This is a genomic window from Nostoc sp. KVJ3 (assembly GCF_026127265.1).
Lineage (GTDB): Bacteria > Cyanobacteriota > Cyanobacteriia > Cyanobacteriales > Nostocaceae > Nostoc.
The window spans coordinates 2,614,754-2,639,606 of sequence record NZ_WWFG01000002.1 but is presented as its reverse complement, the minus strand read 5'-3'; the positions used below and the strand labels follow the sequence as shown (position 1 = coordinate 2,639,606).

Sequence of the window (24,853 nt, the reverse complement as noted above, 5' to 3'; positions counted from 1 at the left end):
GGCTCGTTTGCATAGCGTCTCCCACTGGGGAAGACTCGCTAGCGCGCTTTTTTGGTCGGAATTCAGAATGAATTCTGCTGAATCAGAACTTTCTCTGTATATTTGTGTAACCTACCTCCAACAATCTAGCTATTAGGTGGTTATAATTTATGGTTTGATTTTAAGAGCCGATGGGGATAACCCAAAATCCAACATCCCAAAATCGCCCATGATTGAAATTGACGGTTCCTACGGAGAGGGAGGCGGACAAGTTCTTCGCACTTCCTTAAGTCTAGCCGCCATCACTGGCAAACCCATAAGGATTACAGGCATTCGTGCTGGACGCAAAAAGCCAGGATTAGCAGCACAACACTTAACAGCAGTTCGGGCTGCGGCGAGAATTTGTAATGCTCAATTACAGGGTGATGCTTTGGGTTCAATGCTATTGCAATTCATTCCAGGTAGTGTAGTGCAAGCTGGAATTTATACCTTTGATGTTAGTAAAGCACAACAAGGTGGTTCTGCGGGTGCGATCGCTCTCGTTTTACAGACAATTCTCTTACCTTTGGCACTAGCATCTGGCAATTCCCAGGTAACACTAAAGGGTGGAACTCATGTAAACTTTAGCCCAACAGTGACTTACATAGAGCAAGTTTATCTGCCGATATTGCAACGTATGGGTGTTGAAGCCCAAGTTCAGTTAGGCGCTTGGGGCTGGTTTCCTCAAGGTGGGGGAGAGGTACAGTTACAGATAAGTGGTAGTACTCAACTCGGCGGGATCAACTTGCTGGAACGGGGAGAGTTACAGCAAGTACGAGGACTAGCAGTGGTGACAGAATTGCCTTCCCATATTCCCCAACGAATGGCCAATCGTGCCGAAAATTTGTTACGGGAAGCTCATTTGAAAGTTGCCATCCAGACTTTGCGAGAAAAAGGTGTCGCACCTGGGGCGGGTATTTTTTTAACTGCTGAGTATCAAAACAGCTTAACTGGCTTTGGTGGGTTTGGGCGTTTGCGGTTGTCGGCTGAGACAGTTGCAGAGATGGCTTGTCAGCAACTACTTGAGTTTCATCGAACTGGCGCAGCAGTGGATGAACATTTAGCAGATCAGTTATTATTGCCAGCTGCTTTAGCTTCACAAGAAAGTCAGTATCGGGTAGCCGAGGTGAGTAGACATTTGACAACAAACGCCGCGGTAATTGAACAATTTGGCCTAGCGCAAATTACAGTAAATGAAGCTGAGAAAATCATATCAGTAATGCGTTTGACTGGCTGAAAGAGATTAGAATTTATCGAGAAAGATATACTTTTGGTAATTGAAATTGATTAAAATAAACATTTACTTTCTGGAAAATTTATAATTGAGATAATTCAGCATATTTTTACTTTCCAGGTTGACTATTGATAAATAAATAAACATCATCTTGGTGATATTTTAAGTAAAATTGAGATTGATTTTGCAGTTGATTTACTATGTTTAAAGCTAATTGTTGATTACTCAGCCAACCAGGGTGGCGTGTATTGAGTAAAATATAGTCAAATTGACTTAAATTTTGTGGTAAATCAGCATTGGTAAATTGAATTAATTTTCTGTGGGTTAGATGGGGAGTGATTGCGGCTGTAGTATAGACACTACCTTGGGTTTGAACTTGAGCGATCGCTTGATTTGTTGAATACCAATTATCGATAGATTTAAGATAACTCGACCAAAAATAACTATATTTACCCAAAATCAAAAAACTTATCAACGACCACAAGATAATTCCTCGTTGATTTTGTAATAATCCTTTACCAGAAGCAAGGCTTTGAATTACTACTAATATTAGAAATGGTAGGATTGGTAAAGAATACTGAAAAACTATATCTTTCTGTTGTAGAGGAGTAGCCAGTAAATTAATTGTTAAACAAGGAATAGCACTAATCATTGGTGCTATACCCGGAAGGGAAAACCCCCATAACACAGGTGCTACTAATAAAATTAAATAAATGAGATTATTCAAAGAAAAAAGCGTTTGTAACAAGACTTGCGGTTGTAAGAGGAAATTTTTAGCGATATCTCCAAAAGAATTACCTAAAGAACTATAGCGATGAATATGGCGAGTGATTGCAGCTGCGGGTTCACCGAAAAAAGGTATGATCAAGTTGAGAGCGATCGCAAACCAACCAACGCCACAAATTAGAGCGATCGCACCATACAAACGTTTCTTCTCAAATAAAATCAACCATACTCCCATAGCCGCAACTGTAAGGGCGAAAACTTCTTTACATCCCATCACCAAGAAAATACAGCAACAAAACCACCAAACTTTTCCTAATCTCGCCATTAATACAGCATATAAAAAAGCACTTGGTGCAAGTACATCTAAGTGAAAATCAAATAAGTTAACATTAAACACTAACGGATAAAGTAAGTAAGCAATTACAACCGCCAAACATTTTTCTGCCTTTAACCCTGCGTAACGTGCTAAGTACCATGTAGGCAAAGCACCACTAGCTAAAATAAAAGCTTGTAAAGCAAATAACCAATAAACACTTGGATAAATCTTATACAGTAAACTAATTGGATACCATAACCAAGCAGCATGATCGGCGAGAAGATGAAAACCAAGTAAAGAAGGAATTGCTGGTTTTCCTTGACTAATTAAATACAAACCTTGATCGAAAATTCCTAAATCAGCAGCAGCAGATTGAAATAAAATATGGCGCACACTGCTACAAATAAATAAAATTATCGTACTCAAAACAATAATCGAAATAATTTTTTTGTTTGTCATTAATTGTTTTTCCTCTTTTCCACACTTTAATAACTTTAATTTCAAGAAAAAATGCTCCGCCTTCTTAAGCTATGCACAACTTCTGTGCAAGTTATATACTTATAGACTTATGCAAAGCTACACACTGTAGAGGCAATTCATGTAGACGCATACTCCTACGAAGAAGCAAGCTACGCGGCTTCGCATACACTTTTTAATAAACCTTTCTAGGCGCAGAGAACACAGAGTCAGAGGAGGAGTGATGCCTACGACTGGCTTGACCTAAGCGTTTCAATAAAAAGCAAGCGATCGCCTTGATGATAAAGTTAGGTTAGGCGCTACAAAACAAGCCAATCACTTTATCAACGCACTACTTAATTAATCCCAAGATACCGCACTTACAGCAGATATGGGAATGCAATACTTCAAGATGAGTCTAGGGGGAACGTATTTCTAATGAAGTAGGTTTAACGAACCGCCATCTCTACGAGAGGCTTCGCCAACGCGCAGCGTCTCGCAGAGAAAACGCAGAAGACACAGAGGAAGAGAGCAGCAAAAAGGCTACGTCAATACCTACGTTTTTTTTGTTTCGCGTAAAGTCGCAGCGAAGCGATCGCCACTCAAAATCTTCTATACTTGTACTATGTAAAGGTAATCAAATTCTCTATGATTACAAACACTAATACCCAAATGAAAATCAATCAATATCCATTTGCTCAAGAACTAATCACAGATACTCAAGGTAATATTCGTAAAGTAATTATAGATTTTCAAGACTATCTACGCTTATTAGAAGTGATTGAAGATGAAGGATTGATATTAGCAATCAAGGAAGTACAACAAGAAATACCATTAAATATTAATGAAGCATTAGCCGAATTAGAAAGAGAGTGAATACACAGTATTTATCCAGTTTTATTAAAGATTTAAAAGCACTCAAAAGTACACCTTACTATGAGACGATTAAAGTACTTGCTTTTGAAGAAATACCACAAATAGCTAACTTTGAAGAAATTACTAATATCAAAAAGCTTCAAGGATATGATGATATTTATCGTATTCGTATAGGTGATTATCGGATCGGGATTATATTTGATGGTGAAACACTAATATTTCAGCGTGTGCTACATCGTAAAGATATTTATCGATATTTTCCAAAGTAAGTCAAATTAGTTATTTTGTGGGATTTAGCGATCGCACAATACAGGTTTTGCAAGCGATGCCTTCTCTACGAGACGCTACGCGAATGGCGGGCTTCGCCTACGCTCTTTTTAACGAACCGCAGAGGCGCAGAGGACACAGAGTCAGAAGAGAGCGATCGCTTGGTAGAATACATATTTTATTGCTGATGTTGCAACGAAGCCACTAAATCAGCTTGCATTGAGAAATCTAGTAAGGCTTCGGCTAAATCCTCTAACAATGTTAAAATTATATATCCATAAAGGAGAAGATTATGAGCAATCAATCTGTTCCTAAAACAAATAGTCTCTATGCACAAGATTATCACTTGTGGTTAGAATACACTGTTGATTTATTAAAAAACAAAAAGTTTTTAGAATTAGAGTTAGAAAATTTAATTGAAGAAATTGAAAGTATGGGAAGAAGTGAGAAAAATGCTTTAAGGAGTAATCTTAGAGTGCTTTTAATGCACCTTCTCAAATACAAATTTCAACCCCAGAACCGATCTAATAGCTGGTTATATACAATCTATGAACATCGTCAAAGATTACAAGAAGGATTTGTAGATAGTCCTAGCTTAAAATCCTATTACATGGAAGTTTTTGACACTTGTTACCAACACGCTAGAAAAGAAGCATCTATTGAAACAGGTCTTCCTCTGTCTATTTTTCCCAAAGACTATCCTTTTTCTGTTGATGAAACCTTAGATTCTGATTTTTTTCCAAATTAATCATAATCGCACACTGGAGATTTTGCATGCGATGCCTTCTCTACGAGACGCTACGCGAACGCCTACGCTTTTTTATCTCACGCAGAGGAAAAACAGAAGAGAGCGATGCCTTCTCTACGAGACGCTCCGCTACGCATGGGATCGCTTAATTGATAATACTTACCTCGATTAGGAACCGATTCTTGCTCTATTGGATACCATTTAAGCGTCGGGACGTTACCCTGAAACTAAAATAGCCATTCACGCTAAAATATAATATGACTGCCAATTAATATCTACTCGTGTTATTAAATAATGTCCTTGGAAGGTACTTATGAACAATAATCAACCTCTCACAGCACAATCATCAACTACAGCTCGCGCTGATTTATTATTAGAAATTGAACAAACTCCAGCAGAATATCTCCCAGATTTACTACAATTTGTACGTCTGTTTCGTCAAAGTGTGACACTGAAACAGACATCATTAAATCAATGGGAAAATGCTATCAATGAAATTAATTGTAGTGATGCCGTTAAACAACAAGACAGGAAAACAAACATTAAAAAATTATTCGAGTTATGGAATGAGTTAGATGAAGAACAAGAACAACAAGAAACCTTAGAAATTATTGAATCTATGAAAGGTATTTCTATTTAAAATAGAATGAGTAAGGTTATTATCTTAGATTCTGCACCTGTGGGATTAATTACTAATCCAAAAGCAACGCCTCTAGCTGTGCAATGTCAAGAATGGTTTTATACACTCTTTGAGAGAGGATATGAAGTAATTTTACCAGAAATTATAGATTATGAAATTAGACGGGAATTGTTAAGGGCAAATAAATTATCAGGAATTAGAAAACTTAATCAACTCAAGTCAGAAATTGTCTATCTTCCTATTACAACAGAAGTGATGTTGAAAGCAGCAGAGTTATGGGCGCAAGTCCGAAATCAAGGTAAATCTACAGCAGATAATAAAGCTTTAGATGGTGATGTAATTTTGGCATCTCAATCTATTTTAGTTGCTAATTATGGGCATGAGGTTATTATTGCCACAAGTAATAAAAAACATCTATCTATTTTTATTGATGCTAGAGAATGGCAAGAAATTTAGAAAATGAACCGAGCGATACCTTCTCTACGAGAGGCTACGCCAACGCCTACGCTTCGTGGAATCGACTTTATTGATGTGGAAGAAGTATTTGAGGGTGACACGGTAACGGTTAAAGATGATCGTTTTAATTATGGAGAAGAGGGTTTTATTACATTTGGATTAATTGAGGGACGAGTTATTGCTGTTGTCCATACTGAACAAGACAACCTGATACGTATAATTTCTGCAAGGAAGTCAACAAAAAATGAAGAAATCAGATATTTCCAACAAATCGCAGACTGATTGGGAACGGTTGGATGCTATGAAGGATGAAGATATTAACCTTTCAGATTGCTCAGAAGTAACGCCGGAGATGTTTGCATCCAGTGTTGTGCGTCGTGGTTTAAAGTTTAATCCCAAGAAAGTACAAGTGACATTGCGAATTGATAGTGATGTTTTGGAATGGTTTAAAGCAAGAGGAAGCGGATATCAGACGCAGATGAACGCGCTACTTAGAGCATATATGGAAGGGAAGCACATCAATAATTAACGCGATCGCATATCCGATAAAGTCAGGTTAGGCGATCGCTTTTTATCTCACGCAAAGACGCAAAGGAAGAAGAGAGCGATGCCTTCGGCGGGCTTCGCCTACGCACTATAGAGATTTTGCAGGCGATCGCTTTTTTATCTCACGTAGAGACGCGGAGGAAGAGAGCGATCACTAACTGTAGAGGGAAAAATTAGAGATTGCTCAATAATTAAGGACTTACGAGATTTTCTCTCCTAAGACGTTGGTTTGAGCTTATTATGGAACGAGGAGCAGTGTAAAATAGGAATACTTTGGGTAAAAAATAATGCTGATTCAACTAACCATACAAAACTTTTTGTCTTTTAGAGATGAAGTTACCTTCAGTATGTTAGGGGTTAGCAGTGACCAACAACACATAGGTCATCTTGCTGAAAATGCAGCAGGCAAAGGACGTTCGTTGCTGCCTATTGCTGCAATTTATGGTGCAAATGCAGCAGGTAAGTCAAATCTCATAGAGGCTGTCAACTTTGTACAAAATCTGGTTGTAGAAGGTACTCGAAGTAGTAAATCTATTCCTGTTTCCCCATTTAAACTTAGTGATTATAATAAACAGCCCAGCAAGTTTGAATTTATTTTTATATATCAAGAAACTCAATATTCTTATGGATTTAAATTGAATAGGGAACAAATTTTTGAGGAATGGCTTTATGCTGTTCCTCGTGGTAAGACGAAAGAAGTTATGTACTTTGAGCGGATCACTTCTGTAGAAAAAGAAACGAGTCTAGAGTATGGTTCAGTACTTAAAGGTAGAAGTGATAAACGTAAACAATTTTTAGATTTTATTGCAGAAGGAACTCGTCCCAATCAACTTTTTTTAACGGAAGCAATTGAGCGTAATGTTCAAACATTACTTCCAGTTGCTAACTGGTTTAGAAAAGTACTAACTATTATTCCAGCAGAGGCAGATTATCGAGGTTTAGAAATTGGAATACTCGGTAATGAATCTTTTACAAATTTCCTCAGTGAGTTTCTTAAATTTGCGGGGACAGGAATTGATTCGATAAGTACTGAAGAAATTGAGCTCGATTTCGATCAACACTTTCCAGGTATGCCTAAAACTGTAAGAGAGGATTTCCTTGAAAAACTTGCAGAAGCCGATGATGACTCAGTAGCAATGATAGAAAATATAAGAGGTAAACGGTATCTCCTTTTCAAGAATGAAGGCGGTCAATTAAGCTTGATTCAATTAAAAACTCAGCATCGTCATGAAGATGGACATCTTATTGATTTTACGATTGAAGAGGAGTCAGAAGGAACTCAACGTTTGATTAATCTTATTCCATGCCTCTTTCTCTTAAAGGAAGAAACTGAAAAAGTCATCTTTTTAGATGAACTTGATAGGCGTTTGCATCCTTTATTATCTCGATGTTTTGTACAAGCAGCAATAAATTGTAGAGAAAAAAGTAATCAATTAATCTTTACAACTCACGATACCAACCTACTTGATTTAGATTTACTACGACGTGATGAGATTTGGTTTGTTGAGAAGAATCAGCAGAGTGTGTCCAACCTTTATTCTTTAGCAGAATTCAAGATTAGATCCGACCTAAAAATTGAGAAAGGTTACTTAAATGGTCGCTTTGGTGCTATTCCTTTTTTTGGAGATCCACAAAGTTTAGGATGGTTTGGTTGTGAAACAGATTTATCTGTAGAGATGAGCCATAAGTGATGGGAAGAATCAATCGAACTAAACTACTGGATCGTTAGCATGACCGAAGAGATGCAAAGCTTTTCATAGTAGCGACTGAGGGTAAAGAAACAGAAAAACAATATTTTGGAATGTTTCATAGTACCCGAATCAAAGTAGAAGTGTTAGCTACTGGGGATGATAGTAAATCTGCTCCCCAATACGTGTTAGAACGCTTGAATACCTTTAAGGAGCAATATAATTTAAATGAAGACGATATGCTCTGGCTTGTGCTTGACGTAGACCGTTGGGGAGCAAAAAATTTGAGTATGGTGTGTCGTCAAGCCAAGCAAAAAGATTATTATTTAGCTGTCAGCAACCCGTGTTTTGAAATTTGGTTGTGTCTACACTTTGAAGATTTAAACCCTGAAGATAAAACTTGCCAGAATTTTAAATCAAGACTACGAACACTTTTAGGAAGTTACAACAGTAGTAATCTAGATTTATCTTTATACGAACCTAATATTGCGGATGCAACAAATCGTGCAAAATTGCTGCACCCCAAATCTCAACACAACTGGCCTCCTACATTAGGAACACACGTATATAAGCTTGTTGAAATTCTTCTCCAAAGCTTGAATAACTAATTTCAGAATAAAACACAAAAAACTTGCCTCAAAGCCTATGGCGGGCAACTCTTGGAGACGCTACGCGAACGCCTACGCACTGTGGATATTTTGCAGGCGATCGCTCTTTTTAACAAACCACAGAGAACACAGAGGAACGAGAGGGCGATCGCACGCTGAAGATTTTACAGGCGATCGCTCTTTTTAACAAACCACAGAGGCGCAGAGAACACAGAGAAAGAAGAGAGCGATCGCACACTGGAGATTTTGTAGGCGATCGCTTTTTTTAACGAACCTTAACCTTATTAGGCGCAGAGAACACAGAGAAAGGAGAGGGTGATCGCACAATGGAAATTTTGCAGGCGATCGCCTTTTTTACCAATATTTATCAGTACAAATATACTATAATCTATAAACTGACTCTAATAAGGAGAAACCACAATATGTTCGGTAATGTAAGTCCTAATTATTATTCGTTGGCGCTGGCCTATCAAACGGCTCAAAATGCAGCCCAATTAACTAAAATTCAAGCAGTATGGGAAAAGGGTTTTATTCTTCCAGACCGTGATCCAAGGATCTGGCGGAAAGATCAGTTTGGAAGATTGATAAATAGATACAAGTATGGAAAGCGTCAATCTACTTATGGATGGGAAATTGACCATATAATACCAAAATCTCAAGGGGGCAGTGATCATATTTATAACTTACGCCCTCTCCAATGGTACATCAATATTGTCAGACAATAGGTTAGATTCCTCTGTTGCTCTACCCCACCTACAATAAATTTTAACTGCAACAAGGCAAACAATGGCTAAACGATCTAAGTCAGGAAGATGTGTACATTGTTTACAAAATGTGGAAGATTTGACACGAGATCACATATTCCCGTTTGCTTGGTATCCAGATAATACTCCTGAAAATTTGCAAAGATGGACAATTCCATCATGCAAAAAATGCAACGAGCAATATGGCAGATTGGAAGAGGATCTACTTTTGAGACTAGGTTTGTGTATTGATCCTGAAGATGCAAAGTCAAGCGGAATTACAGATAAGGTATTACGTTCAATAGATCCAGACTATGCAAATGATAGAAGAGAAAAACGAATAAGAGAAAGAAAAAGAGAGAAGATAAAACAAGAAATAGTTAAATGGGAAGCAATTCCAGCTATAGGTTTACATCCAAATTTTCAAGTACAAAGCAATGTTTATTATCCAGAATATGCATCTATTCCAATATCAGCCGATAAGTTAGAACGTTTGTGTCATAAGATAGTTCGCGGCATAACTTATTTTGTTGATCAGACTTTTATAGAAAACAATTTTGAGATTCAATTTTTTACTGTAGATGATAAAGCTGCTCAACCCATACTAAAAAAATATCAACAATATTTGAACACATACGATCGCCCAGGTATTAAAGTAGTACGTGCTATGACAAGTGACAATCCAGATGCTGGTTTTTATGCTATAGAAATATGGGGCAGATTAAAAATGTACGCCGTAGTAAGGCCAAAGAAATTGTCATGATAAATTCTATAAATAGTTTATGCAAGATAAACACCAAAATCGAAATTTGCAAAACTCACTTTATTTGACTAAAAAACTTGCCTTAGAAGCATCACACCCCCAAGGCAAGCCAACTCTCTAAATTCTTCCTTCGCGCTCTCTGCGCCTTGGCGGTTCGTTAAAGTTGCTTCACTTCCGAAACCAACTTCGACACCATATCCTTAGCGCCACCAAAAAGCATCGTAGTTTTCTCCTTGTAGAACAACTCATTATCTACACCGGCAAAACCCGTACTCATCCCGCGCTTAATTACAATCGTCTGCTTCGCCCGATCTACTTCCAAAATCGGCATACCATAAATCGGGCTATTTTTATCACTCCGCGCCGCCGGATTTACCACATCATTTGCCCCAATTACTAAAGCCACATCCGCTTGCTCAAACTGGGGATTAATATCATCCATGTCGTACAACTGCGTATAAGGCACATTTGCCTCAGCCAGCAACACATTCATGTGCCCCGGCATTCTCCCAGCAACAGGGTGAATGGCATACTTGACATCAACACCCATCCGTTCTAACTGATCTGACAATTCCCGGACGCTATGTTGCGCTTGGGCTACTGCCATACCATAACCAGGTACAATTACCACAGAACGGGCATAACCCAACATCATCGCCCCTTCTTCAGGATCGATGCTGCGGACAGTTTGATCAGTTGCACCACCACTAGCAGCAGCAGAACCAGAACTAGAACCTGTACCAAAAGCGCTGAACAGCACACTAAATAAGGAGCGGTTCATCGCCTTACACATAATCTCGGTGAGGATTAAGCCAGATGCTCCCACCAAAGCCCCAGCGATGATTAACATATTGTTCATCACCACGAACCCAGCCGCCGCCGCCGCCACACCTGACAACGAGTTCAACAGCGAGATTACCACAGGCATATCGCCGCCACCAATAGGGATGACGAACATCACGCCCAATACTAAAGAAACGCCAACCACTCCCAAGAATATGGGTAAACTATCTGGTGTGATGATTAAATAGGCACTACCTACTATATAAGCACCCAGAAGCAAGAGGTTAAATGGTTGCTGGAATGGAAATGTAATCGGGGAACCGCTAATTAAACCTTGCAATTTGGCAAAGGCGAGAAAACTACCTGTGAAGGTAACACCACCGATTAACACGTCCAACAGCATGGAAATGTTCACATCTAGGGGTATCGCCTGAGAACTATCTAATAACCGCCAGAATTCGGCAACGGCGACTAATGCCGAAGCCGCACCGCCCAAACCGTTGAGTAAACCCACCATTTGGGGCATTTCGGTCATTTGGACTTTGTAGGCTACGATCGCACCAATGAACGATCCTATAGCCAAGCCCAACAATATCATCTCGTAGTTCAACACATGTTGATCGAGCATTGTTGCCACGATCGCCAGTAGCATCCCCACAGCCGCTACAATATTACCGTTCCTCGCTGTAGCAGGTGATCCCAGCTTTTTCAAGCCCAGAATGAATAACGATGCAGCGACTAAGTACGTCAGCTGAATGCCAGTTGGTAAAAAGTCGCTCACGCCTTAATCTCCTTCTTCTTGAACATTTGCAACATTCTGTCTGTCACTAAAAATCCACCCACAACGTTGACTGTTGCCAATACCACAGCAATCAAACCAAGAATTACTGACACACTCGTGTCTCTCGCACCAGCAGCAACTATTGCTCCCAGTACCGAAATGCCAGAAATCGCGTTTGAGCCTGACATTAAGGGCGTGTGTAAAGTCGGTGGGATTTTGTTGATGACTTCAAAGCCGATAAAAGATGCCAACACAAATACAAACAAAGCAGCAAGTAATGCCTCTGTCATGAAATCAAAACTCCTTAATGTAAGTGGGAATTGGGCATGGGGCATGGGGCATTGGGCATTGGGCATAGTTATTTCTTCTTCATCTCCCCCTGCTTCCCCTGCTCCCCCTGCTCCCCCTGCTCCCTCATCTCCCTCATCCCTAATTAACCGCCGATTGTTGAGTACTCAAAGCTTGTAGCGCATCCCGCACTCGTTGATTGCGAATTTCACCTGCATGGGTAACGCAAGCCGCATCAACGATGTCGTCGCTAAAGTCTACCTGCAAAGCTTTGTCTTTGTTAATTAGCAGTTGCATCAAGGATGTTACGTTCTTGGCATACAATTGGCTGGCGTGAATTGGCATCGATGATGGCAGATTGATGGGGCCGATGATTGTCACGCCGTTCCACACAATATCTTTACCTGCTTGTGTACAGGCGCAGTTACCACCCTGTTCCGCAGCCAAATCAACAATCACAGAACCGGGTTTCATCTGTGCCACCATTTCTTCTGTAACTAGCCGTGGTGCTTGTCTTCCAGGAACTTGGGCGGTGGTAATTACGACATCAGAATTTTTGACGTGTTCGGCGACAACTTCTTGGGTACGTTGTTTGCTAGCTTCGGAAATTTCCTTGGCGTAACCACCAGCAGCGACGGTTTCTTCGTCTAATTTGACTTCAACGAATTTTGCCCCTAAGCTTTGTACTTCTTCTTTAACGGCGGGACGAATGTCAAAGGCTTCTACCACTGCTCCCAAACGTCTCGCTGTAGCGATCGCTTGCAATCCGGCTACACCAGCGCCCATAATAAATACTTTCGCTGGAGCGATCGTCCCGGCGGCTGTGGTTAACATCGGGAAATATTTCGGTAATGCAGCTGCGGCAATTAATACTGCTTTGTAACCTGCTAATGAAGCTTGCGATGACAAAGCATCCATACTTTGCGCCCTGGTGGTACGGGGAATCATTTCCATACTCAAGGCAGTGATTTTCCGATTTGCTAGTTGCTGCGCCACAATGGGATTTCCCAAAGGATTGAGGAAACTGACTAATACAGCCCCTTCTTTTAACAAATCAACTTCTGAGCGTCCATCTTCTCGTTCTTGTGGTGGGCTGACTTTCAGTAAAATATCTGTTTCGCCCCATAATTTGGCAGTATCGCTGATTATTGTAGCTCCTGCTGCTTCATAGTCAGGATCGCTGAAAAAAGACCGCTCTCCTGCACCCGTTTCTACCCAAACTTCCAAACCTTGCTTTACCAATCGAGCAACGGTGTCAGGAATTAATGCCACACGACGTTCACAAACTTCAATTTCTTTAGCAACTGCTATTCTCATGAAATCTCCTGAAGATAAATACCTAATCTCTGCCAAGTAAGTGATTGTTTAGATAAGGGATAACCCGCACTTATAGTACTTAGGCAGCAATATCAGCCATGAATTTTACTTGTAGATTGAACAAAAGAAACTTTCCTCTCCCACTCTTTAGCTATCCAGGCAAAGCCCGACTTTGCCGCTCGCAGATGTCATATTTTCAGATAGTTGCAAACAGGGTTACGTATTGCACATCCTAAATTGATTCCCAAATTTTGCATCTTTATCTTCAGCTTATTTTCGGGATTCAGAAATTTTGGTATTCCTTTCTTATAGAGTAATATTGACCCAATTTTGAAAGCTTGATAATTTCCAAATCAAATTTTAATGATTACGACTTCGATTCCAACTCATTTTAATCAATTTAGCCCAACTTAACTGGCGATCGCTGATGGCATCCCTCAATTTTTATAACAAAACTCTCAAATTTAGATACACTTATACATATTTAGAAACACAATCAAATCCTAACTGTGTTTCTATTTAGTTCAAAATTTGACTAACCTAGTCATCAAATCAGCATTCTATAAGGATAATAAAGCAAATTGATTATATGTAAAATTTATTACTAAGCAATCTTACTGTCGTTCAAACATTAGGGATGATGGCACTTTTTGTTGTTACTGAACGTCAATTGTCAGGAAGTGAGTAGTAAACTTTAGTAACGAATACTAACACACAGTTATTTTAGATAACAGATTTATTTTTTGGTGGAGGAAGCTTAACTATGCGACGTTTACTTTCTGCTTTAGCAGTGACTACCTGTTTAGTGACTGGATTTCCTGCCCTGACTTGGGCACAAAGTTTACCTGGATTTACGCTGTTTAGTGGTGTAAAAGCCGAAAATCAACTGCCCTTCCGATTAGATTTTGGTGGACAAGCTAATGGTTGGGATCGATATATATTAAGAATTCCAGCGAAAAGGATGAAATTGGCAGTTGGTCAATTTGCCATTACCTACCCTGATTATTACAAAGGAACTTTTGACCAGAAAAATATTGAAGTCCGAGTCAAAGGCAAAGCAGTTCCGCTTTCTGAAGTGAAGTGGGACAAAGAAGGTAAGCTAATTAATATTTTTCCTCAAGAGCCAGTGCCAGCAGGTAGCGCAGTTGAGGTAGTGTTATCTAACGTGAAAAACCCATCCTTCGGCGGAGTTTACTACTTTAACTGTCAAGTACTTTCCCCTGGCGATGTGCCACTATTGCGCTACCTGGGAACATGGATTTTGAGCATCAATTAAGAGTGCTGAGTGGGTGTAAGCAATGCTCAATTCCCAATTCCCCAAAAAAGTGATACAATTAGAGATTGTGAGTTTTTATAAAAATCACCTAAGAGGAGAACAGTATGAAAAGAACACTCGGCGGTACTAGCCGTAAGAGAAAAAGAACCTCTGGTTTTCGCGCCAGAATGCGGACACCAGATGGTAGAAACGTTATTAGGGCTAGGAGAAAAAAGGGTCGTCACCGTTTGAGCGTTTAGGGCATATTTAAGCTAAAAGAGTATCTGTGGCTTTGCCTAAAGCAAATCGGCTAAAATCCCGCAAGGATTTTCAGGCAGTTTTCCGCGAAGGAATTCGGCGTAATGGCTCTTACTTAACATTGAGAGCCTTAAAGCCGTTGTTTTCAAGAAAACCTTCTTTGGACACTGCCACCCAGACTACACAAGCAATTGACTTAAGAACTCTTGCCAGCACGCGGATTGGTATTTCCATAAGTACAAAAGTTAGCAAAAGGGCAGTGGTTCGCAACCGAATCAAGCGGCAAATTACTTCTGCTTTATATAATTTACTGCCCAAATTATCACCAGGATGGCGGTTAGTGTTCATTGTCAAACCCACAGCAGCAGAATCTAAGTGCGTAAGCCCACAATTTCTGCAAGAATTAGAGCAGTTGTTGGCACAAGCTGAGGTGTTCGATGGAATTCGTGAAGATGTCTATTATGAAGGTGGCCCCCATATTGGGGATTTAATTGTCAACCTGATAATTGGGCTAACCATTGTCGGGATACCATTAACAGTTGGGGCAATTGTCAGAGCATTGTGGCTGCGTTTCCGCATCACCGATCGCCGAGTTACCGTGATTGGAGGTTGGCAAGGGCGCGATCGCACTGACATAATTTACTCAGAAATTGTCAAAGTCGTTACAATCCCCCGTGGCATTGGCTTGTGGGGAGATATGGTACTAACCCTAAAAAACGGCAGTCGTCTCGAATTGCGTGCAATTCCCAAATTCCGGGAAGTCTATGACTACATTAACGAAAGAATTGCTGCGAAAAATCCCGAATATAGCGCCACTGCTAACAAGTGATGAGCAGGGAGCAGGGAGCAGGGGAAGAAAAACTATTGGTTATTTACCAATGCCCAATTCCCATTTAATTGTGCGGCTATCCGTAGCGAAGGGTAGTCGCACATAATTTATGATTTAGATAAATTAGATTCAGTTTACAGTACCTCAGGTTGAATTCAGAATAATGGATTTTGGTATCGGCTTTCTCTCGAACAACGTGATGTTGCCAATCATAGATTTCTTCTATGGTATATTTCCGAGCTACGGATTGGCGATCGTTGCTTTGACATTGATAGTCCGCTTCGCGCTCTATCCCCTGAGTGCTGGCTCAATTCGCAATATGCGGAAGATGCGAATTGTACAACCTCTGATGCAGAAGCGGATGGCAGAAATTAAAGAGCGCTATAAGGATGAACCGCAAAAGCAGCAAGAGGAAATGGTCAATGTTCAAAAAGAATTTGGCAACCCCTTAGCAGGCTGTTTTCCATTATTAGTACAAATGCCGGTCTTATTAGCGCTGTTTGCCACTTTGCGGGGTTCGCCTTTTGCAAGCGCAAACTACAGCGTTAACTTGCAAATCCTTCCCGCAGAACAAATCGAGCAAATTCAACCCCAAGCCTTTGCTACTGCTCCCCAAAATATTTATGTTGCTGATGGCGAACACGTTAAAGTAGCTGCAATCCTACCCAGTGGTAGCAAACTGGCCGTTGGAGAACACACTAAAATTCAATATCAGACTGTTGAGGGCAAACCCTTTCAGGTACTTTTAGCAGAACATCCAGAAAATAAGCTAACTCCTGATTGGAAAATCACCAAAGGCGAAGAACGGATAAAAATTGATGCTGAGGGCAATGTAGAAGCCTTGCAACCGGGAGAAGTTAGCATTCAAGGAACAATCCCCGGACTAGCAGCAGAAAAAGGCTTTTTATTCATTGATGCTTTAGGCAGGGTTGGCGCACAAGATCCAGATGGCACAATTCACTGGGATATTGTCGCCATGATTGTCTTCTTTGGAATCAGCCTTTATGTAAGCCAAATGCTATCGGGGCAAAATTCCAGTGGTGGCAATCCGCAGCAAGATACAGTTAACAAAATCACTCCAGTTATCTTTTCTGGGATGTTTTTGTTCTTCCCCCTACCAGCCGGGGTGCTGATGTATATGGTGATTGGTAATATTTTCCAAACCGCACAAACTTATCTTCTTTCCCGCGAACCTCTACCAGAAGAACTCCAAAAAATCGTAGAAACTCAGGAGAAAGAAGCAGTAGTCACAGAACAAAAAGCATTGCCATTTGAACCGAAAAGTTCCAAGAAAAAGGCCACAGGGGGATCATGAGCAATATTTCAATGCAGCGGGGTCAGCAGTGGTTAAAAACCCTGCTAGAACTCACTGGAGTACCTGCTGAGATTCAGGGTCATTTAGAAACTCCCCAATCTCAAGATAGCGATTCCCCAGAGCCAGATAATTACTGGTTGACAATCGATCAAACTAATCTGACGACAGAACAAATCCAGGTATTAATTGGTACTGATGGTTCTGTGCTAGATGCGATTCAGTATCTAACTAATTCGGTTTTAAACCTGAGCCAACCCCCAGAGGAACAAGCTTCTTACACCATTGAATTGAATGGCTATCGGGTTAAAAGAGAAGCCGAAATTCGCGCATTAGCAGAAGGAGCAGCTGATGAAGTGCGCTTTTCTGGTAGAGAAGTGGAAATCAAATCTCTCAGTTCTGCTGAAAGGCGACAAATCCATACTTTCTTGAAGGAATTTGGAGATTTGGAAACCTTCAGTCGCGGCAAAGAGCCACATCGTCATCTGGTTGTGCGACCAGTTTCTTTGGAAGAAGAGAGACGCGATTAATCGCGTCTGTACAAGGGTTAATTGAAAGCTCAATATAATTTCAAAATTTCTCTTGTTCCTAAAAGCTAAAATAAAGATGTAGTATCAGTATTATTGCTGATAATGACCATTCATTTTCGTGAGGATGTCTCACAAATCCTATGGACGCAATTTATATTCCGCAGCTAACTAAAGCCCCGGAGCGGACAGAGGAAGTTCAAGTTGAGGAATTTCTGCCTGGTCTGGAAACATTAACACCAGTTCGCGGTCATGTGCGTGTGCAGCATCATGGCAGTTACCTGGAAGTATCCGCTCAGGCAGAAACAATTATTACTTGTACCTGCAACCGATGCTTGCAGCAATACAATCGCCGCTTAGGGCTTGATACGAAAGAAATCATCTGGTTAGACGAAACTGCAAATCAAGTAAATGACTTGCCCCTAGAAAGGGAAGTAGTTATGGAAGAATTGCTTGAAACCCTACCACCCGATGGTCATTTTTATCCCAATGAATGGCTGTATGAGCAGATGTGTTTAGCAGTACCTCTGCGCCAACTGTGCAGTAGGAATTGTCCAGGTATTCCTGTAAGTAGTACTGCTGAGATTTCTGATAGTTCTGATACTCCAGTTGATAACCGTTGGGCTTCTCTGGAAGCACTGAAAAAGCAACTTCCGAGCTAATAGCCTATTGCTTATGCCTCAAATTCTGTGATTTCCCGCCCGTGCGTAGTTTACCAACCTAGGCATCGCTTTCGGGAATATTAACTCGACAAAGACAGCATGGGTGGTAAATATACGAGGCTTGTAAGATGCGATCGGAAAGTTTATGTTTAGTATTGTATCTCGGCTCGACATTACACTTTTACAAGGCATCACCAGAAAAATTAGGGTGACTGACCATCAATAACATTTAGAAAATCTTCAGCCGTGATAATCGGGCAAGAAAAATTATCTTTTAGACTGAGTAAATCGCGATCCGCCTTTGGCGGCAGCGCTTCGCTATCGCCGGTCACGAGATAATCAGCCTCACTTACCACAGCCAAAAGTAAAAAAGGCACATCAAACGGATCGCGACATTCAGGAATTACAGGCAAGCGGCTGGGCATCGCGACAGCTTCACAAAAGAGTATGTAATCCGATAGTAAATCTTCTTGCTCAGTTGGCGTGAGCTTCAACTTTGGATAAGCCAGCACTCGGATTAACTCAGTTGTTGTCGCTTTAGAAACCAGTGGAGTGAAGAGATCGTCCTGCCATGCCAAACGAAGCCTAGATACTCTGCTCCCAAATATCAGCGCCGAGATGATGATATTAGTATCAATTACCACCCGTGGACAAACTATTACGATTGACGCGCCCAAGCCACTGCATCAGACACATCCTGCTCACTCAGTCCTAAATCCGCCAGCTTAGATCGAACCGCATCAGCCCGATGAATTTTTACAGGAGTCAGAATAATTTGCCCCCCTCCACCTTTACCTCAAAATACTCAGCCTCACCGATTTCACGAGTAATACTTTTAGGCAGCGTTAGTTGATTTTTAGAAGTTAACTTGGCGAGCATGACTTGCCTCCTAGTCTTTGCTATCAAATGTAAGGATTCCTTACTTGAGTATATACATCCTACCTTACTAAATCTAAAACCTTCCCAGGTTTGGTAACAGAACATTAAACCCATAGAATATGACAAGACTGGAATTAAAAAATCATCAAGTCTGGCAAGATTTAACTGAAATATTAGAAAATTTAGATGTCAATATTCTTGTTCAAGAGCATCTTAACCAAGGTGATTATAAAGTGTGCGGTTACTGGGATGAACAAGATGAATATTATGAAACAATTACGTTGCCTCGTATCTTAGATGCCGAATTAGTTAGCAGTTCTATTGGTGTTACTCACCAAGAACGTTTTTTACAACTAAAGTTTTCACTTATAGCTGATGGTGTTGATGCCACACAAGCGCAAAATAATCATACTCAAAAGATTGGTGAGCTAGTTCTTGTTTATGATGAAAATCTAGAATTTCTTGATGAGAATTGGCTTTTAGATGTCGATTCTCCAATGTTTGAGATAAGTTGAACTTCACTCATTGCTTGCATCGATTTCTGGACAAAATTCGTCGTGACGCAAGACTCGGATCATCTCTCGACCAGGATGTTTGAACAACACATCAAACTCACTATTGGGCATTCTCAAGTTTTCAGGAATGAGATAGGTTTGGATTGGTTCTGTTAGCACTAACCCATGCCCAGGAAAGAGGATAACAGTAATTTCACCACCACGCAGGCATCCTAAAACTCGTGCTGGGACACGCACATAAAAGCACAAACTGTTAATAGCCATAACTTTTTGGGCATTTGGTGTATTTTCCTAGCGATTGCTATCTATATAGATGAGATTTTATTCACTCACCACGGTGGCTATGCCCTTTGGTGCTGTGTCAACAATGATCATCCATCCTGTCGTGACCAATCCTCAATCTTTAAAGAAGGCACTTGAGAAAAATCTCGATAGTTTCGCGTCACTACAACTGCATCAAGAGCCAAGGCAATTGCCGCGATTCGCATATCCTTCTGTAATCGCTGTTTCGATAACGTGGGATTTTCTAATCGCAATCGCACAAACGTTTCACCTGCAAAATCATCAAAATCCAACACCCTCACCCGTCCAAATAGAGCAACTGTCCGGCTCAACTTTCCATACAGTCGCACAACATCTTCAACTTTTCGCGCACTATTAATTCTCACCACCCAACCATTAAACAATTCCTGAACCGTCACAATAGAAATCGCTACCTCTGCTCCCACCTCTGACACCCGACGGCTAACGAATGGATGTCGCTCTAATAGAAGTGACACATGATCTGTATCTAACACCCAAAGGCTCATACAGTACTATTTATATCTAATTCGCGCTCAGTACGGAGTTCCTGAGCAAGAGTTGCAAACTCATCATCTCCTTCAAACATCCCAATAAAATCTGTCCAAGGATTATTGGCAACTTCTAGCATCAGTACCTCAATATTTGCCAGTCTCACTCTAACTTGCTCTTGTACGGCCGCGATCGCATCTGAACGGGTTTCAGCTTCGGCTACACAATCAGGCAACTCTGGCACTGACGCGATAAAATGCCCCTCGGATGCCTGTTCAACCAGAACATGAAGAGACAGCCTATTCAAACTTGTGACTCTTTGAAGATTCATAGACAGCGATACTAGATTCACTTTCTCCATAATTATGCCTTAATCAAAACTCAAATACCTGATGCAAATAGGCATTGAGCCGAGATATGAACGAAAAAGGTAGTTCAGAAATGTTTACGTCTAAGTGTATTATAAAAATCTTGATTTTTCGTTAGTCTACGGAGGCGGACTTTGTTTGTGTAGCAGTGAATTCTATTCGCCTAATATTTTGCTGAACAATGAGAGAAGAACAAATAACCACAGCCAAATATGAACTTCCGTGAAGAGTTTAAACTGCTGCTACGCGCCCGCTACCCCTTAATTTATATTCCCACTTATGAGGAAGAACGGGTAGAAGCAGCGATCCGGGAAGAAGCAACCAACCAGGGTAATCGCCCAGTATATACTTGGGATTTTGTCGATGGCTACCAGGGAAACCCTAATGATGTTGGCTTTGGGCGACGTAACCCCCTACAAGCTTTAGAATTTATCGAAAAATTACCAGCTTCTGCGCCAGCTGTATTGATTCTCCGAGATTATCATCGCTTTTTAGATGATGTAGCGATCGCCCGCAAACTCCGCAATCTCTCCCGACTCCTCAAGTCGCAACCAAAAAATATTGTCCTACTATCGCCACGCATCGCCATTCCTGACGATTTAACCGAAGTTTTGACAGTCGTCGAGTTTCCCTTACCAGCCGCTCCAGAAATTAAAACTGAGGTAGAACGCTTACTACAAAGTACTGGTAACTCACTTTCTGGCAAAGTTTTAGATGACTTAGTACGCTCTTGTCAAGGGCTTTCGATGGAACGGATTCGCCGGGTTTTAGCAAAAGCGATCGCTACTCACGGAGAATTGCAACCAGAAGACGTGGATCTGGTTTTGGAAGAAAAGCGCCAAACTATCCGCCAAACCCAAATCTTGGACTTCTATCCCGCCACTGAGCAAATTTCTGATATCGGCGGATTGGATAACTTGAAAGACTGGCTGATCCGTCGGGGAGGCTCATTTACTGATAAGGCGCGGCAGTACGGATTACCGCACCCCCGTGGTTTAATGTTGGTGGGTATTCAGGGAACTGGTAAATCGTTAACCGCAAAAGCGATCGCTCATCACTGGCATTTACCCTTGCTACGTCTGGATGTGGGCAGATTATTTGGTGGTTTGGTGGGTGAATCAGAATCTCGCACTCGGCAAATGATCCAAGTAGCTGAAGCCCTCGCTCCCTGTATATTGTGGATTGATGAAATAGATAAAGCCTTTGCCGGAGTTGGTAGCAAAGGTGATGCCGGAACAGCCAGCCGGGTGTTTGGTACTTTTATTAACTGGCTAGCCGAAAAAAGCTCACCCGTTTTTGTCGTCGCCACCGCTAACGACATCCAAGCCTTACCGCCAGAAATGCTCCGCAAAGGGCGATTTGATGAAATTTTCTTTGTGGGATTGCCCACCCAAGAAGAGAGAAAAGCAATTTATGATGTGCATTTATCCCGATTGCGCCCCCACAACTTGAAAAGTTATGACATCGAGAGGTTAGCTTATGAAACACCAGATTTTTCTGGGGCGGAGATTGAGCAAACTTTAATTGAAGCGATGCATATTGGATTTAGCCAAAACCGTGACTTTGCTACCGATGACATTTTAGAAGCAGCCAGTCAGATTATACCTTTGGCGCGAACTGCCGTAGAGCAAATTCAGCAACTCCAAGAATGGGCGGCTGCGGGGAGAGCGCGTTTAGCATCGAAACACAATCCTTTAAGCGATCGCCTCCGGCGTAATACTTAAACGGATTCAACGGCAGTTACAATAATTGGTTAGTTAATAATTGCTAGTCAATAATAATTCATGAATTATTATTGACTATTAACTATTGACCACTGGCGATCAGGTTTTAACTATGTTGTCTGGCTTAACAAAATTTATACTTGGGTTTTTCTTAGCGATCGCTGTATTAGTAGGTGGTGGCGTTGCAGTCGCACTCTATTTCATGAATCGCACCGGTATACCCCCTGCAAAACCCGTTTTTTCCAACGATAGCCCCTCAGTAAAAGCCCAAGCGCCAAAAGGAACTGAGCTTGGAGGAGGTAAACCCACTCTTACCTCTGGGACACCTATTAAATCGTCTTCCAGCCCAACCCCTACTCCCACTCCCACAGCATCAGCAAAGGCTACCCCATCAGCAAAACCATTACCACCGGGAGCTTCTCGGGGACGTGTTAGTTGGCGTGAAGGCTTGAGTTTGCGATCGCAACCAAATCAAGAAGCTGAACGTGTTGGTGGAGTTAGTTTTAATCAAAAAATTATTATTTTGCAAGAAAGTGACGATAAAGCTTGGCAAAAGATCCGGTTGGAAGGTAGCGAACAAGAAGGTTGGGTAAAGGCAGGTAATACCGAAAAAGTTGATGAAAAACAACCTGATAAACCAGAGGATACACAAAAACCAGAGCAAGAACAATAATTTACAACTTTCTCATAAATAAATTTAGTTGCTCTCAAACCCCCTGACTGCTTAATTAGTATTGTTTGCAAATAAGCTAAAAAGCATCTAATCGCAATAAAAGCTCTGTGATAGAAAAAAACTTCGCCACCGCCCACAACGATATTTTCCTAATGCTAAACGAATGGGGATATTGGTACGCACAACGTCTCCTATCCCCAGTTCCCAGTAGAATAGGAATTAGCCCTCTCTTTGATTCGTGAGAAGAGAAAAATAAGCATCTGACTTTCAAATACCCAATAACTGATACACTATATAGTAAGAGGTATCTGAAGTGTCATACTGAGTAATACACAAGATAGTCTTTGCATAATTAACACGTTTTAACGTGTATAAACCATGAAAACTACTTCAGATTTAATTCTAGAATTTGAAAAACTATTCAGACAGAAATTACAACTGAATAATTGTAAGCTCAGAAAGAAAAGACAAGAGAATAATTATGAAATTATTACTCCAGCTAAAGACATTTTTTTGATGTACTGGTCTGAATTTCCCGAAATTAATTTAATATATCAAGCTGTAGGAGTACGCACTCAACAAACTGGAGTTTATGAGCGAGCTATCCGCTCACACATTAGCGTTTGTCTGAGTAGCATCCAGGATAATCCTCACTCGGAATCACCATTATTGGTGAAATAACTAATACTCAGATAATACCGTTTCTTTGTGAAGCTGCATATATTTACCTCCCGGCTACGCCGTCCCCCCGATGTGTTGGGGGGACTCATTATGTGCATCTTCATAAAGAACTGGTATAACACAGAAGATATTTAATTAACTCTCGATTAACTCTCGCCAGTTTTTGTTATATAACTGACGGGAGTTTATTACCAGAAGTCTGTTGATCGATAAAATAAAAATGCAATCCGAAAAAGATCAAGATCAGCTAGATTATAAAACCTTGTTAGCCAATGCAAAGCAAGCCTTAAAACTTGAATACCATAAATCAGCTGCTTTAGCATCCCAACTGCAAGCCGTCAAAAGTCAGTTAGAGCAAGTTCAGGCTGAAAATAAAATTCTGAGAAAGAGTGCTTACGAAGATGTAGTTAATCACTTTGAAGCGCGGACTCAAGCAGCAGAAGCACTTGCACTCAAAACAGAAGTATACCAAAGATATCTTGAAGCCAATGGTTGTAAGGACGATGAGAGCTTTGATACTCTATGGGATACCATTAAAAATAAGATTCAGATCCAAGATGGTGAAGTGAGAATTGTCGCTCAAAATGGTACTCCTAAGTTCACCTTAACGGGTAGCATGATGACGTTGAGAGATTTTATTCAATCCCTCAAACAAGATCCAATATCTAGAAAATTTTTCTTGAACTAGACAGCTAAATAATTCGTAATAGAGCCTCCGGCACGCTCTATTACGAATTATTCTAGAGTGTTCCAAAAAATAAATGATCTAAAACCTGTCGTTGCGAGCGAAGCGAAGCAATCGCAGCCCTTGGGATTGCTTCGCTTCGCTCGCAACGACAATTGGGCATTTTCTTTCTTGCAGTACTCCTAGTAGAAAGCTATTCATCTTCGTCTCCTGGCGGTCGTTCGCTCTCGCTTTGTTGGGCATCCCACTCCAAAATCATGCGTTCCAACATCTCAGACTGCGTACAGTTATTAACATCGGCGTACATTTTAATCAACTGCCTCACTTCAGGACTAATGTGGCGAATCTCTAGTTGGTTACTTTGTACCATGTCCATTAACTTTTAGTGTCCATTACATAATATGTTGAAGCATTAAACTATGGCTGTTGCAATAAATTT

General features: G+C 40.8%; 33 protein-coding genes and 1 pseudogene. 25 read left to right on the top strand and 9 right to left on the bottom strand.

Annotated elements, in window-relative coordinates; all coding sequences use genetic code 11:
• The first annotated feature begins 208 nt into the window (after window positions 1–208).
• On the top strand, window positions 209–1,255 hold the full coding sequence (gene rtcA / locus GTQ43_RS27285; RefSeq protein WP_265275805.1) for an RNA 3'-terminal phosphate cyclase: 1,047 nt from the start codon (window positions 209–211) through the stop codon (window positions 1,253–1,255).
• Between the two features lie 106 nt (window positions 1,256–1,361).
• Here rtcA and GTQ43_RS27280 read toward each other — a convergent pair whose 3' ends face one another.
• On the bottom strand, window positions 1,362–2,753 hold the full coding sequence (locus tag GTQ43_RS27280; protein ID WP_265275804.1) for a DUF2079 domain-containing protein: 1,392 nt from the start codon (window positions 2,751–2,753) through the stop codon (window positions 1,362–1,364).
• A 645-nt stretch (window positions 2,754–3,398) separates the two neighbouring features.
• On the opposite strand from GTQ43_RS27280, the gene GTQ43_RS27275 reads away from it, so the two are divergent.
• The 12 genes from GTQ43_RS27275 (at window position 3,399) to GTQ43_RS27220 (ending at window position 10,085) form a co-directional block, all read left to right on the top strand.
• Window positions 3,399–3,626, top strand: a complete 228-nt coding sequence (locus tag GTQ43_RS27275; protein ID WP_265275803.1) for a hypothetical protein — start codon at window positions 3,399–3,401, stop codon at window positions 3,624–3,626.
• Window positions 3,623–3,895, top strand: a complete 273-nt coding sequence (locus GTQ43_RS27270) for a type II toxin-antitoxin system RelE family toxin (protein ID WP_265275802.1) — start codon at window positions 3,623–3,625, stop codon at window positions 3,893–3,895. Before GTQ43_RS27275 ends, GTQ43_RS27270 begins: the two co-directional genes overlap by 4 nt.
• Window positions 3,896–4,185: 290 nt before the next feature.
• A complete protein-coding gene (locus tag GTQ43_RS27265; protein WP_265275801.1) occupies window positions 4,186–4,641 on the top strand; it encodes a DUF29 domain-containing protein in 456 nt (151 codons plus the stop codon).
• Window positions 4,642–4,954: 313 nt separating this feature from the next.
• A complete protein-coding gene (locus tag GTQ43_RS27260) occupies window positions 4,955–5,281 on the top strand; it encodes a hypothetical protein (protein WP_265275800.1) in 327 nt (108 codons plus the stop codon).
• A gap of 6 nt (window positions 5,282–5,287) precedes the next feature.
• Window positions 5,288–5,737 (top strand): type II toxin-antitoxin system VapC family toxin, encoded by a 450-nt coding sequence (locus GTQ43_RS27255; protein ID WP_265275799.1) that lies wholly within the window; start codon window positions 5,288–5,290, stop codon window positions 5,735–5,737.
• A 3-nt stretch (window positions 5,738–5,740) separates the two neighbouring features.
• Window positions 5,741–6,019 (top strand): BrnT family toxin, encoded by a 279-nt coding sequence (locus tag GTQ43_RS27250; RefSeq protein ID WP_265275798.1) that lies wholly within the window; start codon window positions 5,741–5,743, stop codon window positions 6,017–6,019.
• Window positions 5,982–6,266: a BrnA antitoxin family protein gene (locus GTQ43_RS27245; RefSeq protein ID WP_265275797.1), complete on the top strand. Its 285-nt coding sequence runs from the start codon at window positions 5,982–5,984 to the stop codon at window positions 6,264–6,266. The genes GTQ43_RS27250 and GTQ43_RS27245 overlap by 38 nt, the downstream gene beginning before the upstream one ends.
• Before the next feature lie 304 nt (window positions 6,267–6,570).
• Window positions 6,571–7,974 (top strand): AAA family ATPase, encoded by a 1,404-nt coding sequence (locus tag GTQ43_RS27240; RefSeq protein ID WP_265275796.1) that lies wholly within the window; start codon window positions 6,571–6,573, stop codon window positions 7,972–7,974.
• 65 nt (window positions 7,975–8,039) lie between these two features.
• Window positions 8,040–8,579, top strand: a complete 540-nt coding sequence (locus GTQ43_RS27235; protein ID WP_265276563.1) for an RloB family protein — start codon at window positions 8,040–8,042, stop codon at window positions 8,577–8,579.
• A 37-nt stretch (window positions 8,580–8,616) separates the two neighbouring features.
• Window positions 8,617–8,766 (top strand): hypothetical protein, encoded by a 150-nt coding sequence (locus GTQ43_RS27230; RefSeq protein ID WP_265275794.1) that lies wholly within the window; start codon window positions 8,617–8,619, stop codon window positions 8,764–8,766.
• A 139-nt stretch (window positions 8,767–8,905) separates the two neighbouring features.
• The gene (locus GTQ43_RS27225) at window positions 8,906–9,304 is read left to right on the top strand and encodes an HNH endonuclease (protein ID WP_265275793.1); all 399 of its coding nucleotides are present in this window, start codon (window positions 8,906–8,908) and stop codon (window positions 9,302–9,304) included.
• A 61-nt stretch (window positions 9,305–9,365) separates the two neighbouring features.
• Window positions 9,366–10,085, top strand: a complete 720-nt coding sequence (locus tag GTQ43_RS27220; protein ID WP_265275792.1) for an HNH endonuclease — start codon at window positions 9,366–9,368, stop codon at window positions 10,083–10,085.
• A 157-nt stretch (window positions 10,086–10,242) separates the two neighbouring features.
• Here GTQ43_RS27220 and GTQ43_RS27215 read toward each other — a convergent pair whose 3' ends face one another.
• The 3 genes from GTQ43_RS27215 to GTQ43_RS27205 form a co-directional block, all read right to left on the bottom strand.
• Complete coding sequence (locus GTQ43_RS27215; protein WP_265275791.1) at window positions 10,243–11,649, bottom strand: NAD(P)(+) transhydrogenase (Re/Si-specific) subunit beta; 1,407 nt, start codon at window positions 11,647–11,649, stop codon at window positions 10,243–10,245.
• Window positions 11,646–11,939, bottom strand: coding sequence for an NAD(P) transhydrogenase subunit alpha (locus GTQ43_RS27210; protein WP_094327626.1), 294 nt, complete (start codon window positions 11,937–11,939; stop codon window positions 11,646–11,648). The genes GTQ43_RS27215 and GTQ43_RS27210 overlap by 4 nt, the downstream gene beginning before the upstream one ends.
• Before the next feature lie 139 nt (window positions 11,940–12,078).
• The gene (locus GTQ43_RS27205) at window positions 12,079–13,254 is read right to left on the bottom strand and encodes a Re/Si-specific NAD(P)(+) transhydrogenase subunit alpha (protein WP_265275790.1); all 1,176 of its coding nucleotides are present in this window, start codon (window positions 13,252–13,254) and stop codon (window positions 12,079–12,081) included.
• A 763-nt stretch (window positions 13,255–14,017) separates the two neighbouring features.
• On the opposite strand from GTQ43_RS27205, the gene GTQ43_RS27200 reads away from it, so the two are divergent.
• The 7 genes and pseudogenes from GTQ43_RS27200 to GTQ43_RS27170 all read left to right on the top strand — a co-directional run bounded on the left by GTQ43_RS27200 (window position 14,018) and on the right by GTQ43_RS27170 (window position 18,097).
• Entirely contained in the window at window positions 14,018–14,530 is a 513-nt protein-coding gene (locus GTQ43_RS27200; protein ID WP_265275789.1) for a DUF2808 domain-containing protein, read from the top strand.
• Window positions 14,531–14,634: 104 nt separating this feature from the next.
• Entirely contained in the window at window positions 14,635–14,769 is a 135-nt protein-coding gene (rpmH, locus tag GTQ43_RS27195; protein WP_012408291.1) for a 50S ribosomal protein L34, read from the top strand.
• A gap of 26 nt (window positions 14,770–14,795) precedes the next feature.
• Window positions 14,796–15,209: pseudogene (gene rnpA, locus GTQ43_RS27190) on the top strand (ribonuclease P protein component); the annotation flags it as partial.
• The gene (locus GTQ43_RS27185) at window positions 15,198–15,596 is read left to right on the top strand and encodes a PH domain-containing protein (RefSeq protein WP_265276562.1); all 399 of its coding nucleotides are present in this window, start codon (window positions 15,198–15,200) and stop codon (window positions 15,594–15,596) included. The pseudogene rnpA and the gene GTQ43_RS27185, both read left to right, overlap by 12 nt.
• Window positions 15,597–15,759: 163 nt before the next feature.
• The gene (gene yidC, locus GTQ43_RS27180; RefSeq protein WP_265275788.1) at window positions 15,760–16,911 is read left to right on the top strand and encodes a membrane protein insertase YidC; all 1,152 of its coding nucleotides are present in this window, start codon (window positions 15,760–15,762) and stop codon (window positions 16,909–16,911) included.
• Complete coding sequence (locus tag GTQ43_RS27175; protein WP_265275787.1) at window positions 16,908–17,438, top strand: protein jag; 531 nt, start codon at window positions 16,908–16,910, stop codon at window positions 17,436–17,438. Before yidC ends, GTQ43_RS27175 begins: the two co-directional genes overlap by 4 nt.
• Window positions 17,439–17,578: 140 nt before the next feature.
• The gene (locus GTQ43_RS27170) at window positions 17,579–18,097 is read left to right on the top strand and encodes a YceD family protein (protein ID WP_265275786.1); all 519 of its coding nucleotides are present in this window, start codon (window positions 17,579–17,581) and stop codon (window positions 18,095–18,097) included.
• A 203-nt stretch (window positions 18,098–18,300) separates the two neighbouring features.
• Here GTQ43_RS27170 and GTQ43_RS27165 read toward each other — a convergent pair whose 3' ends face one another.
• Entirely contained in the window at window positions 18,301–18,741 is a 441-nt protein-coding gene (locus tag GTQ43_RS27165; protein ID WP_265275784.1) for a putative toxin-antitoxin system toxin component, PIN family, read from the bottom strand.
• 354 nt (window positions 18,742–19,095) lie between these two features.
• Between GTQ43_RS27165 and GTQ43_RS27160 the strand changes: the two genes are divergently transcribed.
• Window positions 19,096–19,491: a hypothetical protein gene (locus GTQ43_RS27160; protein WP_265275783.1), complete on the top strand. Its 396-nt coding sequence runs from the start codon at window positions 19,096–19,098 to the stop codon at window positions 19,489–19,491.
• A 3-nt stretch (window positions 19,492–19,494) separates the two neighbouring features.
• On the opposite strand, the gene GTQ43_RS27155 is transcribed toward GTQ43_RS27160, so the two are convergent.
• From GTQ43_RS27155 to GTQ43_RS27145, 3 genes are all read right to left on the bottom strand, one after another.
• Window positions 19,495–19,755, bottom strand: a complete 261-nt coding sequence (locus GTQ43_RS27155; protein WP_265275782.1) for a hypothetical protein — start codon at window positions 19,753–19,755, stop codon at window positions 19,495–19,497.
• A 107-nt stretch (window positions 19,756–19,862) separates the two neighbouring features.
• Window positions 19,863–20,300, bottom strand: coding sequence for a type II toxin-antitoxin system VapC family toxin (locus tag GTQ43_RS27150; RefSeq protein ID WP_265275781.1), 438 nt, complete (start codon window positions 20,298–20,300; stop codon window positions 19,863–19,865).
• A complete protein-coding gene (locus tag GTQ43_RS27145; RefSeq protein ID WP_265275780.1) occupies window positions 20,297–20,590 on the bottom strand; it encodes a type II toxin-antitoxin system HicB family antitoxin in 294 nt (97 codons plus the stop codon). The genes GTQ43_RS27150 and GTQ43_RS27145 overlap by 4 nt, the downstream gene beginning before the upstream one ends.
• A 273-nt stretch (window positions 20,591–20,863) precedes the next feature.
• Here GTQ43_RS27145 and GTQ43_RS27140 point away from each other — a divergent pair, with 273 nt between their 5' ends.
• From GTQ43_RS27140 to GTQ43_RS27125, 4 genes are all read left to right on the top strand, one after another.
• Window positions 20,864–22,375, top strand: coding sequence for an AAA family ATPase (locus tag GTQ43_RS27140; RefSeq protein WP_265275779.1), 1,512 nt, complete (start codon window positions 20,864–20,866; stop codon window positions 22,373–22,375).
• A gap of 112 nt (window positions 22,376–22,487) precedes the next feature.
• On the top strand, window positions 22,488–23,048 hold the full coding sequence (locus GTQ43_RS27135; protein ID WP_265276561.1) for an SH3 domain-containing protein: 561 nt from the start codon (window positions 22,488–22,490) through the stop codon (window positions 23,046–23,048).
• A gap of 378 nt (window positions 23,049–23,426) precedes the next feature.
• Window positions 23,427–23,729 carry a hypothetical protein gene (locus GTQ43_RS27130; protein WP_265275778.1) on the top strand — a complete coding sequence of 101 codons (303 nt, stop codon included), beginning with the start codon at window positions 23,427–23,429 and terminating at the stop codon, window positions 23,727–23,729.
• Between the two features lie 220 nt (window positions 23,730–23,949).
• Complete coding sequence (locus tag GTQ43_RS27125) at window positions 23,950–24,417, top strand: hypothetical protein (protein WP_265275777.1); 468 nt, start codon at window positions 23,950–23,952, stop codon at window positions 24,415–24,417.
• 190 nt (window positions 24,418–24,607) lie between these two features.
• On the opposite strand, the gene GTQ43_RS27120 is transcribed toward GTQ43_RS27125, so the two are convergent.
• On the bottom strand, window positions 24,608–24,790 hold the full coding sequence (locus GTQ43_RS27120) for a hypothetical protein (protein ID WP_265275776.1): 183 nt from the start codon (window positions 24,788–24,790) through the stop codon (window positions 24,608–24,610).
• Between the last annotated feature and the right edge of the window lie 63 nt (window positions 24,791–24,853).